Origin of the sequence: Moorena sp. SIO3E8, assembly GCF_010692445.1 — a bacterium.
Classification (GTDB): Bacteria; Cyanobacteriota; Cyanobacteriia; order Cyanobacteriales; family Coleofasciculaceae; genus Moorena; species Moorena bouillonii.
The window spans coordinates 19,496-34,131 of the sequence record NZ_JAAHHM010000011.1; the positions used below are offsets into that span (position 1 = coordinate 19,496).

Below are 14,636 nucleotides of genomic sequence, written 5' to 3' on the forward strand. Positions count from 1 at the left end.
CTAAATTATTCATGGTGTTGGAATCAAAAAAAAGGGAACAGGGAACAGAGAAAAGAGGAGTTTTTGCTTTCTGCGCGCTACTCCCGACTCCCTACTCCCTACTCCCTAATACGACAGTACTTCACCTAATTTACAACTGTTATACCCAACCAGCAATATCCATCAGTTGAACTGCTGTAGCACTATTGGGACCATATTGGGAAACACTGGTTGGATCTTCCTTAAAAGGAAAACCAAAGCCCGCAAGTACCGGATCAATCGGTGTTCCAGGAACCACTGGATATTCGCTATTAGCTTGAGCAAAGAAGGTCTGAGCCGTAGGGCTAGTTAGATACTCTAAGAATTTGATAGCATTTCCTGGATTAGGAGCTGTTTTCACCAAGCCGCCACCACTGATATTAATGTGGGCACCCCGGTTTTGCTGATTGGGGAAAAATACACCAACTTTCTTGAATATCGCCTGCTTGGCAGGTTCATCGGATTTAATATAGCGAGGTAGATAATAAGTATTTGCGATCGCAATATCTGCAATCCCAGCAGCAACCGCTTCAATTTGGGCTCGATCATTACCCTGAGGCTTGCGAGCAAAGTTACCCACAAAGCTCTCGACCCATGATTTTACTGCTGGTACACCCAGGCTAGCAATCAGTGACGCCACCAGAGACTGATTATAGACGTTGCTCGATGAGCGGATAGCAATGCGACCTTGCCATTTGGGATCAGCCAAATTTTCGTAGGTTGACAGATCCGCAGGGTTGACTCTGTCTTTGTTATACATAATCACCCGCGCTCGCTTAGTGAAGCCAAACCAGTGATTGTCAGGGTGTCGCAGGTTAGCGGGAATCTTGGAGTTGAGTTCCGATGAATTAACCGGGGCAAAAATACCAGCCTGGTCAGCTTTCCACAGACGACCAGCGTCAACAGTGATTAAGACATCAGCAGGGCTATTGGCTCCCTCACTTTTAATCCGTTCTATTAATGGATTTGCTTTCCCCTCAATCAGATTCACTTTAATACCAGTGATGCGGGTGAAGTTGTCGTACAAGTCATCATCCGTCTTGTAGTGACGAGAGGAGTAGACATTGACTACCTCATTCTGGGCGACTGCTCTACGAGGTTTACCCAGTTCACCCAAGGTGTAAGCCGCCATGGCTGTACCACCTGCTAGTAAGATATTTCTTCTATTGATGTTCATCAGCAACTACTACTTTCTCTCCTTAGGATTATCGCTAAACTTATGCAGTAGGTATGGTAATCCAGCACCTGAGTTACCATACCTACTGCTATCGAAATAAATTATCGATTAGTTTGGGAATTTTGTAAACTACCTTAGACGGTCGAATGCCAGATAAATCCTTTCAATTACCTGATTTGACTATATACTTGACCCTATAGTAGATGATTAGGTCAGTGTGTAGAAGAGGAACTTTACTCATTATAATAGAATATTTTTAATGGCTTATCAGAAATTTATCCAAAAATTTTTCAGAGGAATAGAGCTGAAAGTTATAGCGCTGCACCCAGGATGGAACTTCCGCCCTTAGGAAACAGGGACTGAAAAACCTTTTGAGATAAAGGGTTTAGCAATTCTTCGTGCCTGAAATTTGGCAACACCCTTACCAGCATTACTACAATTGATAAGATTTAGCGGCTACTGACTACTGAGCGAGTCGGGAGTCGGGAGTCGGAGTAAGAATGTGGGGAGTGGGGGGAGTGGTAAAAAATCCGGCGTTGCTTAATAATGGAATGATTTTAAAAGTTTTGTGCAATGGGCATCTTGCCGTAGAATGGGCATCTTGGTGGAACGGGCATCTTGGTGGAACGGGCATCTTGCCGTGGAATGGGCATCTTGGTGGAACGGGCATCTTGCCCGTTTCCTCTCCGCGCGGGCAGGATGCCCACTCTACTCCTATTCATTCAAAGATTCAGCAACACCAAAAATCCTGTGTACCTCACTCGTGATGAGAATTGCGATATCTCAAGTTTAGTTAATAACTTCGTTTATGACCGCTTGTTTTTTGTTATTTATTATTAACTGAAGTGTGTTTTATATCACCGATATGATAACGTTTATGATAACGTTTATAGTCACATTATAGGGTTTTAATTTGAGATGTGAAACTAGGATTCATGGAAAAAGCGATGCAAGGCGATATAGCATTTATAAAAATATCATGAAAACCAATGCTAATTTCTGATCACATCAAAAACTCTTTGGATCTCTTTCCTACTGCTCCCTACTCCCTACTCCCTGCTCCGAAGCTCCGAACGCGCCCCGCGTGGCCCACGGCCTCAGCTCCCTGCTCCCTTTCACCATCAATCCTATGTTTACATCTCAAATAAAAATGCTATAGCGTTTTTCCTAGCTATGAGGTACACAGAATTTTTGCCCTATTCCCTATTCCCTGTTCCCTATTCCCTGTTCCCTATTCCCTACCTATTTCGTGAGCGCTGCCCTATAACCCGTCGCCGAGTCTGAAACCACATAGAAATACCTGTAATTGCTAAGGTTAATAAACCAAAGGCATTGAGAAAGGGATAAATCATTTGTAAGTTAATGGCACCAAATTTTCCTTTGTGCAGATCCAAAAGCCAAATAAATTCACTACTTTTATCAGTAATAACTGCCACCTGAAACAAGGAACCTGTAATCACAGTCAACAACACTGGCAATACCATAATTGGGGCAAACCAAGCGTGCAATTGACGTAAACGGAATCTATTAATAGTCATAGTAATTATCAATTATCAGGGCACTTTAAGTACAAATATCTGGGTTGTAGGGAGCAGGGAGCAGGGAGCAGGGAGCAGGGAGCAGGGAGCAGGGAGCAGGTAATAGGCAAGAGGCAAGAGGCAATAGGGAAAAAATAATGTGTAGGTCATAGCTATGATAAACGCTATATTATAGTCTTATAATAGTAAGATAAATTCTATAGGGTACCTAAATCAATTGTGATAATTTTTGATTCCCTACTCCCTACTCCCTACTCCCTACTCCCTTTGTTATAGTAATAGTATTAGAATAATGGTTGCCAAGTTTTGCCGCTATCTTTAGATTGTAAAATTCCATTCTGATCATTAGCAGCGTATAAAAAATCGGGATTAGACGGGGCGATCGCCATATACAAAAATAAGTCTCCTGTTTCTGCGCTTATGGCTTCCCAAGTCTTACCCCCATCGGTACTTTTAAAGAATCCTCCGGAATCTTCTGAAAGGATGTGAAATCCATAAATTACTGTTTTTTCTGCTTCGGATTTCAGAGCCAGACTAGCAACGAGGGACTCTTGAGAATTGGGGACTAAAATCCAGCTTTTTCCACCATCCCTACTCTCAAATAATCCCAGAGTTGTAGCGGCAAACACGTGCTCAGGATTGCGCGGGTCAACTACTAAGTTATGGGGATTATCCTCCAGTCCCTGCGCTGGTAATTGATTCCAGGTTTTGCCACCATCCTTTGAAACCAACAAGCCTTGTTTTCCAGAAACCGCCCATCCATAAATTACTTTGGGATTAGCTGGTGCGATCGCTAAAGTCAGAAAATCTACCCCCAGCAGGGATTGGAGCTGCCAATGTTGCCCTTGATTGTAGCTAGTCAGAAAACCGAGCTTGCCTCCTGATGGTGGATGTAAGCTAGCATACAAGCGTCCGCTATCCTTGGGATGAGCCACAAAGCTGGTGAAATTAGAACGAGTTTTGCCAACTTGCAGCCATTTCCCTGCCTCAGAACGCTGCAATAGGCCATGATGGGTGGCTACGTAGAGGATTTCTGGATTCTCTGGACTAACAGCCATAGCGTGAATATTAGTTTTCTGCCACCACTTCTCAGGAGCATCACTAAGAATAACGTTGTTATTAGTGACATTATTGGTCACTCCGGTTATGGTTGACTGAGTGATATTGGTTTTAATTGTGGTGGGTTGACAACCCATCACCGTAATAGCGACAATACTGTAAATAAACCAATTTTTAACCATATCGTTTATCTCTACATTCATCTATACATCAATTGCTTGATTGAAGCGGGTACAAGTGGCACTACCACCAGTAATCCTAAGATGAATTCTGCCAATCCAAGGAGTGGACTGGTAATTTCAAATCTGGTAGTTAACGTTTTACTATCCACTGTTGCTGCTTCGGAAACTGTAGCGGTTGCCACAGGAGGAGTTATTGGTACTGATACAGATTCTAGACCAAGCCGGTTTGATGATGATGGCGTAGTTGCTGCTTCTAGGGTTTGTTTAGCTATGGTTGTTGGTGAGAATATCCGGTTTGGGCAAACAAAGGTTTTTTAATGTATTATAGGTCTGGTTTATAACTCCATGATTTGGGAGTTGTGCGTCAGGAGTGGCGAGCTACAATATCTTACAATATTAGTTAGACATCCGTTGTCTTTTTGTATCCCTTAGGATACAAGCCATGATCGAAATCCGCCAGACCGAAGCTTATTCCAAGTGGTTCAGTGGCTTGCGCGATCGACAAGCGAGGGCACGTATTGATATTCGTATTCGTCGTTTGTCGATGGGCAATCCCGGTGATGTGAAACCAGTGGGAAGAGGAGTTTCGGAACTGCGTATTGACTATGGACCTGGCTACCGGGTGTATTTCTTGCAGCGTGGGAGTACCTTGATAATCCTCCTTGCAGGTGGTGACAAGCGCACCCAAGACCGGGACATCAAGACAGCCCTAGATCTAGCACAAAAGTTATAGGAGATGGTCATGACCAACATCAAAACCCATCCCTGGGATGTGGCAGAACATCTGGAGACAAAAGAAGATATGGCTGCCTATCTCGAAGCTGCTCTTGAAGATGGGGATCCTGCCTTGGTAGTGGCTGCTCTACGGGATATTGCTCGTTCCAAAGCAATGACACAAATTGCTCGCGAAACGGGTCTCGGCCATGAAAGTATTGATCAGGCGTTGTCGATGGAAAGTAATCCAGAGTTAGCAACTGTTCTAAAGGTAATACAGGCACTTGGTCTACGGTTGCGGGCTACTCCGATATGAAGTATTGCATTTTTGTTGTTGTGTCTTTTGACTAAGTTAGAACGTTTCTTCCTAGACCAATTGGTAACCAAGTTACTCAGAAAAGATTTCAAAATTAAGAATTATATCCAGTAGGCATTTCAAAATAAGATGGGTTTACCCTGGATCAAGCAACAGATAATCAGTCTTGACCCTGCAGCTTGCCTATTTCAATGGAAACCACCACTCAAGATATGCGTTCGCGTAGTGTCGGCGAAGCCGAATCGCTTCCATTGCCCCCTGGTAACGTCTGTTTACCCATTATCGGTGAGACCATCAGCTTTTTAACGGATCGAAATTTCCACAAAAAGCGGTTAGACAAGTATGGGCGCATCTACAAAACCCACATTTTTGGTAGCAGTAGAGTGGGCATCCTGCCCGCTCGCAAATATTGATAACAGGCAAGATGCCCGTTCCACCAAGATGCCCATAGCACCTATCGGGTCAAACCGTAAAAATGGGATGCACTCAACCGGGATTGATGATCGTGATATTTTTGGCATCATGGAAATAACTCCTTTTTAGGAGGGAGGAAAGCTGCGCTGGTAGTGGTTAACAGTTATGACCAGCGCAGCTATTAGTTTCAGTCGTTACCTTCTATACTATACATAACTCTTCAAAAAAATGCAAGGGTTAATTAAAATTGGTTACATTTTTTTACAACCATTTTTTTAGCCATTTATGAACTCAATTATGTATACTATTTATAGTAATTTATATTGGATATTTTTTATATAGCAGACAATAGTTAAGTTTTAAAAAACGGTTTATATGATAGAACATCTAAGCTTTTTTTGAGTTAAATTGGATATTAATCAGTTATCATAAAAAACTCACACTCTATCTCCAAAATCCGGACTTACTGCTCCCTTTACTAAAGTACATCGCCGAATGGATAAATGCTTTAAAATAGTTAACTATCAATATAATTCAATAAATAATCATCATGAATTGGAGAGAATACATTGATTCCAATCCCAACATTTTATTAGGTAAGCCAGTCCTTGCTCACGTGTTTGAGATTGGTGAAGAAGAAGATTTTGACGAGGAAATTATACTAACTCGTGAGAATCTGGCTCTGATGAATTTTCGCCATGGAACGTTCCGCCAATGTCAAACCTGGTGCAGGTATCTCAATCGAAATGATTCGGCACCACCTTGATGAATAATTATGGTATATAACTCCATGATTGAATAGTTTTGTGTCAGGAGTGGTGACATCAAGACAGCCCTAGATCTAGCACAAGAGTTATATAGCAATCCGTGTAGGAATTGAGAGAATTTTGATGCCATATTCCCTACTCCCTACTCCCTACTCCCTGTTCCCTGTTCCCTGTTCCCTTCCAGTAGGCATTTCAAAATAAAATGGGTTTACCCTGGATCAGGCAAGAGATAATAAGTCTTGATCCTGTAGCTTGCTTATTTCCATGGAAACCACCACTCAAGATATGCGTTCGCTTCCATTGCCCCCTGGTAATGTCTGTTTACCCATTATCGGTGAGACCATCAGCTTTTTAACCGATCGAAATTTCCACAAAAAGCGGTCAGAAAAGTATGGGCGCATCTACAAAACCCACATTTTTGGTAGTCCTGCGGTGACGATGAATACTGCAGAAGCGAATCAATTTCTGTTTACGAATGAAAATCAGTATGTTGCTTCTATCTGGCCCAAAAGCACGCAAATCTTACTTGGAGCCGCCTCACTGGCCAACCAAACTGGAGTTTTCCACCAAAAGCGCCGCAAGTTAATGTCCCAGGCGTTTCAACCGAGAGCATTAGCGAGTTATATTCCCACCATGGCCAACATTACTAGCAATTATCTCAAGAAATGGGAACAGATGGGAACTTTAACCTGGTATCCTGAACTGCGGGACTATACCTTTGATATCGCTAGTACCTTGCTGATGGGAACTGATGGCGGTTCCGAAACCCCTCTGGCTCAACTATTTAATAACTTTTCTGAGGGAGTGTTCAGTATCCCGCTCTCTCTACCTTGGACAAGGTTTGGTAAAGCTTTGCGTGCTCGTCAAGGATTGCTGACCTATATCGAAACCATTGTCCAACAGCGACAGCAACAGAAAAATCCCGGAGAGGACGCCTTAGGATTATTGTTAAAAGCCGAGGATGACCAGGGGAATTCCTTGAGTTTGGATGAAATCAAAGACCAAGTGCTTCTGTTGTTGTGGGCAGGTCACGAAACCTTAACCTCTGCGATCGCATCCTTTTGTCTGTTGACAGCGCAGCATCCAGATGTTGTTGCCCATCTCCGTGCTGAACAACAGCAGTTTTCTGGTTCAGAACCCCTAACCATGGAACATCTCAAGCAGATGACCTATCTAGAGCAAGTGCTCAAAGAAGTGCTGCGCATACTTCCTCCGGTTAGTGGTCTGTTTCGGAAGGTTATTCAGTCTTTTGAATTTAACGGTTACTTGATTCCTCAAGGTTGGACTGTACTGTGCCAAATTACCGAAACCCACAAAAATCAGGAAATTTATCAAGATCATCAACGCTTTGACCCAGATCGGTTTGGCCGAGATAGGACAGAAGATAAACAAAAAACCTTTGGATATATCCCCTTTGGAGGTGGTTTACGGGAATGTTTAGGCAGGGAGTTTGCCAAATTAGAAATGAAGATTTTCGCGGCTCAATTGCTCCGGGATTATGACTGGAAACTAGTGCCAGGTCAAGATTTAGAAATGGTGGTGATTCCAACTCCCCATCCCCGGGATGGACTTAAGGTTAATTTTAGCCGTAGAGTAGGTTCTTAAGTAGATTAGCTAGTGTAGGAAAAGCCAAACTAATAGGAGTTACGGAAGTTTACCTGAGCAAGCTCTATATCTATAACGCTTTGTAGGATAGGCGAAGAAACTAAGAGTGTAGTGAGTCTCTTAGTTTCTATACCTTTGCACTAGCTATTTGTTTTAGTTTAAATACTATCAAACAATGTTCACAACTCACTTTACCTTGTAAGAAGCAACCGCAACCCTTTTTTTCGGTCAATTTAAGCTAAACTTCAAAGGTAAACTTCCGGATAACTAATCGATGCTAAAATTCTACTACAATACCCTCTCGCCGAATGTTCGTCGTGTCTGGCTCACATTACTAGAAAAAAACCTTCCCTTTGAAACAGTATTAATTAAATTAGATGGCGATCAATTTCAAGCAGAGTTTTTAGAAATTAACCCCTTTCATCACATTCCAGTTCTGGAAGATAACGGCTTGCGGTTAGTAGAATCCTTGGCAATTATGGACTACTTAGAAGCCAAATATCCCACACCTGCCCTGCTGCCAAGTTCACCAGAGGCATTAGCCAAGGTACGCATGGTACAATTGTTGACTGCTAATGAGCTATTTTCCCCAGTAGTTCAACTAATCTGTCAAAAGGAAGATTCACCACAATTTAAAGTAGCCAAGCGGAAGCTAGATACAGTACTCAAATTTTTATCAGACTTGCTAGGAAACAGCCCTTACTTTGCTTCGGACCAGTTAACCTTAGGAGATATCGTTGCTGGAGCAGCAATATCGTTATTGCCGAAGTTAAAGATTAATCTTACTGATTATCCTAACATGGATCAGTGGTTTAAAAGATTGATGCAACGGGAACCATGGCAGAAAACAGACATGAGTCCAGAGGATTTTGAAGAATTCAAGCGGCGAATCAAAGTTCTGGTAAAACTCCGTGCTCGTGAACTGATTGGGGGAAATAAAACACAGTAAACTCAGCTTGCGATAGGGTATAGCGCTATGGGCAAGTCAGAAGTCAGAAGTCAGAAGTCAGAAGTAAGTTATGACTAAGTTTTGGAGTTTAGGAATGTCAAACACCTTAATGCGTAGTGCTATATGAGCTATCAGCTATCAGCCATTGGCCAAGCTACACCGAACAGCTTTTGAATAAGATAAGCTGACGGCTGACCACTGACCACTGACCACTGACTGCTGACCGCTGATAGCTTACCCACTAAAACTCATCCCCTTGACTCTCCACTAAACTAGAGCGTTTATCCTTTAACCGTAGGGTTACAGGAAATCATGAAACAACAAAACTTTCGTTTACAAGGAATGAGCTGCGCTGGTTGCGCCAGACGCATAGAAACCCTGATTCAAAGGGTTCCAGGTGTAGTAGAGTGCAGGGTCAATTTTGGTACAGAAGAAGCTAGTATTACCTACAATACCGAGGAAAGTAACCCCCACAAAACTAACCAGCAACTAACCAAACTGATTCAACAGACAGTGAGTGATGCTGGCTACCAAGCTTTCCCAATCGAGGATATCAGTGATCAGCCTGATGATCTCGAATCGCAACGTCAATCCGAAACCCTTGACCTAAAACGAAAATTCATTGTCGGTGCCGTGCTTAGTACTGTCTTAGTGATTGGTTCACTACCGATGATGACAGGATTATCTATCCCCTGGATTCCATCTTGGTTACATCTCCCTTGGTTACAGCTAGTATTAACCACACCGGTTCTGTTTTGGTGTGGACAGTCTTTTTTGATTGGAGCATGGAAAGCCTGGAAACACAAAACAGCAGATATGAATACCCTCGTCACCCTTGGGACTAGTGCTGCTTATGTCTATTCTCTGTTTCCCACTGTGTTACCCCCGGTTGTTTTGAAATCTTTCCTACCCCAAGGGGTAACTCTTCCTGTGTACTATGAAACCACTGCTGTAGTGATTACCCTGATTTTGCTAGGGCGATTGCTAGAACACCGGGCTAAAGGACAGACATCTCAAGCAATTCGTAAGTTGATGGGATTACAAGCTAAAACCGCTCGTGTGATTCGCCATGGTCAAGCCCAGGATATTCCCTTGGCCCAGGTGCAAGTTGGGGATGTGGTCTTAGTGCGTCCAGGAGAAACTATTCCGGTAGACGGCATAGTTATGGAAGGGGCTTCTAGTGTGGATGAAGCCATGGTCACAGGAGAAAGTGTTGCGGTCAAGAAACACCCGGGGGATGAAGTGATTGGAGCAACGATTAATAAAACCGGTAGCTTCCAGTTCCAAGCGACTCGGGTCGGGAAAGATACCGTACTGGCACAGATTGTTAAGTTAGTACACCAGGCTCAAGGGTCTAAAGCACCCATTGAAACCTTAGCGGATCAGGTGACAGGGTGGTTTGTGCCGGTAGTGATTGCGATCGCAATAATCACTTTTGGAGTTTGGTGGATAACCACGGGAAATCCTACCCTAGCCATGATTAATATGGTGGCAGTGTTAGTGATTGCTTGTCCCTGTGCTTTAGGTCTAGCTACTCCAACCGCAGTGATGGTAGGGACGGGTAAAGGTGCAGAAAACGGGATTTTAATAAAAAATGCCGAGAGTCTGGAATTGATTCATCAACTGCAAACTATCGTGCTAGATAAAACCGGAACCCTAACGGAAGGGAAACCTACGGTAACGGATTTTATTACAGTTGGAGGCATCTATGACTCTTCGTCAGAACTGGGCAGCTTTACCGGCAGCAATGAAATCAACTTGCTGCAACTAGCAGCAGTGGTAGAAAGTCATTCGGAACATCCCTTAGCTGAAGCAGTAGTGCGCTATGCCCAATCTCAGGGAATAGGATTGCAGTTACCAACACCAGAGAATTTTACCGCTGTTGCTGGCAGTGGGGTACAGGCAATGGTTGATCACAATCATCCCCTGTTATCTCCCGAACCAGCAGGGGGTGGGCTTACAGCAAGTTTCGCCCCCCTAGCCCCCCAATTCTGCGGTGCGACCCGTGGCGAATTTAATTCGCCTACGGAAAGCGCACCGGAAGGGGAAATTGAGTTAAAGTCCCCCAGAATTGGGGGATTTAGGGGGCTTGCAGCTGGTGGTAGTGAGGTCAATTCATCTGAAAACAGCTGTAAGGGCAAGAGATTGGTGCAGATTGGGACAAAACGATGGATGGAAGAATTAGGGATTGACACAGATGTGACAGTGCAACCGAATCGGTCTTTAGCAGACTATCAGGGGGATTGGGAGGCGAGCCGTAAGACGGTAGTTTGGATCGCAGTTGATGGTAAAATTGAGGGGATTTTGGGTATTGCTGATGCCCTCAAACCCGCTTCAGCTGAGGTGGTGAAATCCTTGAAGCGGTTGGGATTAGAGGTAGTAATGCTAACGGGAGATAATCAACAAACTGCTGATGCGATCGCATACGAGGTTGGCATCCATCGGGTATTTGCTCAAGTCCGACCAGATCAAAAAGCTAGCATGATCTCTACTCTCCAAAAAGAAGGCAAAACTGTAGCAATGGTAGGGGATGGGATTAATGATGCCCCAGCTCTGGCTCAAGCAGACGTGGGAATTGCCATTGGCACAGGTACTGATGTTGCGATCGCAGCCTCTGACCTTACCCTAATCTCGGGAGATTTACAAGGTATCATTACAGCCATTCAACTAAGTCGTGCTACCTTCCGCACTATTCGCACTAACCTCTTTTTTGCCTTTATCTACAATGTACTAGGAATTCCGATTGCGGCTGGTGTGTTATTCCCGATCTTTGGCTGGTTACTCAATCCCATTATTGCTGGTGCAGCGATGGCATTTAGTTCAGTATCTGTGGTAACTAATGCGTTGCGATTACGGAATTTTAAACCTATTTCTGGGTTATGAGACACTGTTATTGGTGGGTTACGGCGGATAGGTCGGTTAAAAGGTGAGCTTTTACAGTATTCGCCGCCTAACCCACCCTACCCTTGGATGTAAGTAATCTAACCAGCTGTTTGTGTGAGCTACTGTCTCAATCCCAACTGCCCTAAGCCTTACAATCCTGATGGCAACAAGTTTTGCCAAACTTGCGGCACTAAACTCTTGTTAGGACAGCAATACCGAGCTATTAAGCTGATTGCAGCAGGAGGCTTTGGCAGAACCCTTTTGGCCATCGACGAGGGAAAAGCCTCTAAATCCTACTGTGTGATTAAGCAATTTTACCCCCAAGGTAATAATCTTGGTAATAATCAAGCTAACAATCAAGCTAACAATCATCCTACCAGAGCTGCTCGATTATTTCACCAGGAAGCCTTGCGCTTGGAACAGTTGGGCAAACACCCCCAGATTCCTGAACTCTTCGCCCATTTTCAACAAGATTATCACTGGTACATTGTGCAGGAATTTATCCATGGGCAAAATTTAGCTCAAGAGTTAGCAGCAACTGAACCATTCCGAGAAGGTCAGATTCGTAGACTCCTGAGTCAGTTGTTACCAGTGCTCAACTTTATCCACCAAGGTAAGGTGATTCATCGGGATATCAAGCCAGAGAATATCATTCGTCGTGCTACCATCCCCCCAGGTGCTGGCGTTGGGATTATAACTCCCCCAGACCTGGTATTGGTAGATTTTGGTGCAGCCAAGTATGCCACAGCCACTACCTTAGCCAAAACTGGAACAACTATTGGTAGTGCTGGTTATGCGGCCCCGGAACAAATCTTTGGTAAAGCAGTATTTGCCAGTGACATCTATAGTTTAGGGGTCACCTGCATTCATTTGTTGACCCAAACTCAGCCATTTAATTTATACGATCCGATGGAAAATGGCTTTGTCTGGCGGGATTTTTTGGTCCATAATCCCGTCAGTAGACAATTGAGTCGGATTCTCGACAAAATGATTCAGAGTTCCATCAAGCTCAGGTATCAATCCGCGATTGCAGTGATGGACGATTTAGGAATCACCCAAGAAACCGAAGCTGGTCTTACCTGGGAGCCATTCCGCCGTAATCAACTAACTCCCCAATCTACTGGTAAAACTGGTAAAACTGGTAAAACTAATGTAACAAGCAACTCTCGGCCACCAAGAGGTAATCCCAGGATTATCGTTTTTGCAGCAACCACTCTCAAAGGTCATTCCGATGAAATTTATTCTGTAGCCTTTAGCCCTGATGGACGTACCCTAGCCAGTGGGTGTAGAGACAAAACTATCAAGTTATGGGAATTGAACACAGCCTGGGAAATCCTTACCTTTGGAGGTTGGTTTTCTAAGCATTCCGCTGAAGTGCGTGCTTTGGCATTTAGTCCTCAGGGAAAGACTGTTGCTAGCGGTAGCGCTGACGAGACCATCAAACTTTGGAATGTCCGTAATGGTAAAGAGATTTTCACCTTCACAGGGCATTCCGGTGACGTGAATTCCATTGCCTTTCACCCCCAAGGATACGACCTTGCCAGTGCCAGTAGTGATGGCACCATTAAGCTTTGGGATGTTCGTACCCTTACGCAGCTCACTACTCTGACCGGACATTCATCATTGATTCATTCAATAGCCTTTAGCCGAGATGGCAACATCCTTGCCAGTGGTAGTGCTGACGCTACCATCAAGCTGTGGGGTGCCTTAAGTGGTCAGGAAATGCACACCTTTGAAGGGCATTCAGACCAGGTGCTTGCGATCGCGTTCACTCCCAATGGACAGACCCTAGCCAGTGCTAGTGCTGACGGTACTATCAAGCTTTGGGATATTAGCACTGCCCAGGAAATTACCACCCTTAACGGACATAATGGTTGTGTTTATGCGATCGCATTTGACCGTCGTGGCCAAATACTCGCTAGTGGTAGTGCAGATACTACTATAAAGCTATGGGATGTTGATACAACTCAAGAAATTGGCACTCTCAACGGTCATTCAGACACCATTCATGCTCTTGCTTTTGGTCCGAATAACAGAACTCTTGCCAGTGGTAGTTTCGACAACACCATCAAGATTTGGCGCTAGGTAGCTAGCTTTCTTCAGGCAAAAGGCAAAAGGCAAAAGGCAAAAGGCAAAAGGCAAAAGGCAAAAGGCAAAAGGCAAAAGGCAAAAGGCAAAAGGCAAAAGGCAAAAGGCAAAAGGCAAAAGGCAAAAGGCAAAAGGCAAAAGGCAAAAGGCAAAAGGCAAAAGGCAAAAGGCAAAAGGCAAAAGGCAAAAGGCAAAAGGCAAAAGGCAAAAGGCAATCGGATGATTAAGAAATTATAATTATAAATTATACTTACTGTAAACAGAATAACAAAGGAAAATTTTAAAGGCCGATGCAACTAAAAGCTCAACAAAACTATTATTCTCCAGAAGACTATTTAAAACTAGAAGAAACAGCAGAATACAAGAGTGAATATCGGGATGGAGAAATTATACCAATGACTGGTGGCACTACCAATCATAATCAAATTGCCCTTAATATTGCTACCCTTTTCAAACTTGGTTTAAAGGGCAAACATTACAAAATTTATATTGGTGATGTGCGTTTGTGGATACCTCGTTACCGTCAGTATACCTATCCAGATGTTATGGTGATTCAGGGCGAACCGGTTTACACAGGTAAGGGGACAACTACAGTAATGAACCCAATGTTAATTGTCGAAGTTTTATCAAACTCTACTAAAAACTATGACCAAGGTGATAAGTTTTTATACTATCGTTCCATCTCAGAGTTCAAAGAATATATTCTAATCGAACAAAGTGAGTATCGTCTACTGCAATATAATAAAACTGCTACCAATCAATGGCAGTTCACTGAGTATGAATCAGAAAATTCCGTTATTTCTATAAATTCCTTAGAGTTAAGCGTTTCTTTTCCAGATATTTACGAGGGAGTAAATTTTAAACTTACTCAAGATTAATTTTTTGGTTAATCATTAAACAGGCAACAGGCAACAGGCAACAGGCAA

Annotated in this window: 16 protein-coding genes; 12 read left to right on the forward strand and 4 right to left on the reverse strand. The window is 43.5% G+C overall.

All coding sequences use genetic code 11. The annotated features are described in order from the left end of the window. Positions 1-11: 11 nt before the first annotated feature. On the forward strand, positions 12-170 hold the full coding sequence (locus F6K46_RS07000) for a hypothetical protein (RefSeq protein ID WP_158069795.1): 159 nt from the start codon (positions 12-14) through the stop codon (positions 168-170). Here F6K46_RS07000 and F6K46_RS07005 read toward each other — a convergent pair. After that, entirely contained in the window at positions 140-1,195 is a 1,056-nt protein-coding gene (locus tag F6K46_RS07005) for a Fe(3+) ABC transporter substrate-binding protein (protein WP_075903366.1), read from the reverse strand. The genes F6K46_RS07000 and F6K46_RS07005 overlap by 31 nt on opposite strands. Positions 1,196-1,658: 463 nt before the next feature. After that, positions 1,659-1,865, reverse strand: coding sequence for a hypothetical protein (locus F6K46_RS07010; RefSeq protein WP_143727810.1), 207 nt, complete (start codon positions 1,863-1,865; stop codon positions 1,659-1,661). 319 nt (positions 1,866-2,184) lie between these two features. On the opposite strand from F6K46_RS07010, the gene F6K46_RS07015 reads away from it, so the two are divergent. Next, positions 2,185-2,343: a hypothetical protein gene (locus F6K46_RS07015; protein WP_158069796.1), complete on the forward strand. Its 159-nt coding sequence runs from the start codon at positions 2,185-2,187 to the stop codon at positions 2,341-2,343. 405 nt (positions 2,344-2,748) lie between these two features. On the opposite strand, the gene F6K46_RS07020 is transcribed toward F6K46_RS07015, so the two are convergent. Next, on the reverse strand, positions 2,749-2,883 hold the full coding sequence (locus tag F6K46_RS07020; RefSeq protein ID WP_293053064.1) for a hypothetical protein: 135 nt from the start codon (positions 2,881-2,883) through the stop codon (positions 2,749-2,751). Positions 2,884-3,017: 134 nt separating this feature from the next. Further along, entirely contained in the window at positions 3,018-3,995 is a 978-nt protein-coding gene (locus tag F6K46_RS07025; protein ID WP_293116881.1) for a F510_1955 family glycosylhydrolase, read from the reverse strand. A gap of 15 nt (positions 3,996-4,010) precedes the next feature. Between F6K46_RS07025 and F6K46_RS07030 the strand changes: the two genes are divergently transcribed. The 10 genes from F6K46_RS07030 to F6K46_RS07075 all read left to right on the forward strand — a co-directional run bounded on the left by F6K46_RS07030 (position 4,011) and on the right by F6K46_RS07075 (position 14,588). Further along, positions 4,011-4,292 (forward strand): hypothetical protein, encoded by a 282-nt coding sequence (locus F6K46_RS07030; RefSeq protein WP_293053068.1) that lies wholly within the window; start codon positions 4,011-4,013, stop codon positions 4,290-4,292. Positions 4,293-4,416: 124 nt separating this feature from the next. Continuing rightward, positions 4,417-4,707: a type II toxin-antitoxin system RelE/ParE family toxin gene (locus tag F6K46_RS07035; RefSeq protein WP_293053070.1), complete on the forward strand. Its 291-nt coding sequence runs from the start codon at positions 4,417-4,419 to the stop codon at positions 4,705-4,707. Between the two features lie 9 nt (positions 4,708-4,716). After that, complete coding sequence (locus tag F6K46_RS07040; RefSeq protein ID WP_293053072.1) at positions 4,717-5,004, forward strand: addiction module antidote protein; 288 nt, start codon at positions 4,717-4,719, stop codon at positions 5,002-5,004. A 179-nt stretch (positions 5,005-5,183) separates the two neighbouring features. After that, the gene (locus F6K46_RS07045; RefSeq protein WP_293053074.1) at positions 5,184-5,417 is read left to right on the forward strand and encodes a hypothetical protein; all 234 of its coding nucleotides are present in this window, start codon (positions 5,184-5,186) and stop codon (positions 5,415-5,417) included. A gap of 551 nt (positions 5,418-5,968) precedes the next feature. Continuing rightward, positions 5,969-6,184 carry a hypothetical protein gene (locus F6K46_RS07050; protein ID WP_293053076.1) on the forward strand — a complete coding sequence of 72 codons (216 nt, stop codon included), beginning with the start codon at positions 5,969-5,971 and terminating at the stop codon, positions 6,182-6,184. 253 nt (positions 6,185-6,437) lie between these two features. Then, positions 6,438-7,790 (forward strand): cytochrome P450, encoded by a 1,353-nt coding sequence (locus F6K46_RS07055; RefSeq protein WP_366664685.1) that lies wholly within the window; start codon positions 6,438-6,440, stop codon positions 7,788-7,790. Positions 7,791-8,064: 274 nt separating this feature from the next. Continuing rightward, complete coding sequence (locus tag F6K46_RS07060) at positions 8,065-8,739, forward strand: glutathione S-transferase family protein (RefSeq protein ID WP_293053080.1); 675 nt, start codon at positions 8,065-8,067, stop codon at positions 8,737-8,739. A 312-nt stretch (positions 8,740-9,051) separates the two neighbouring features. Then, positions 9,052-11,622 (forward strand): heavy metal translocating P-type ATPase, encoded by a 2,571-nt coding sequence (locus F6K46_RS07065; protein ID WP_293053082.1) that lies wholly within the window; start codon positions 9,052-9,054, stop codon positions 11,620-11,622. Between the two features lie 114 nt (positions 11,623-11,736). Beyond that, a complete protein-coding gene (locus tag F6K46_RS07070; RefSeq protein WP_293053084.1) occupies positions 11,737-13,707 on the forward strand; it encodes a WD40 repeat domain-containing serine/threonine-protein kinase in 1,971 nt (656 codons plus the stop codon). Positions 13,708-14,000: 293 nt separating this feature from the next. After that, positions 14,001-14,588 (forward strand): Uma2 family endonuclease, encoded by a 588-nt coding sequence (locus F6K46_RS07075; RefSeq protein WP_293066700.1) that lies wholly within the window; start codon positions 14,001-14,003, stop codon positions 14,586-14,588. Positions 14,589-14,636 lie beyond the last annotated feature (48 nt).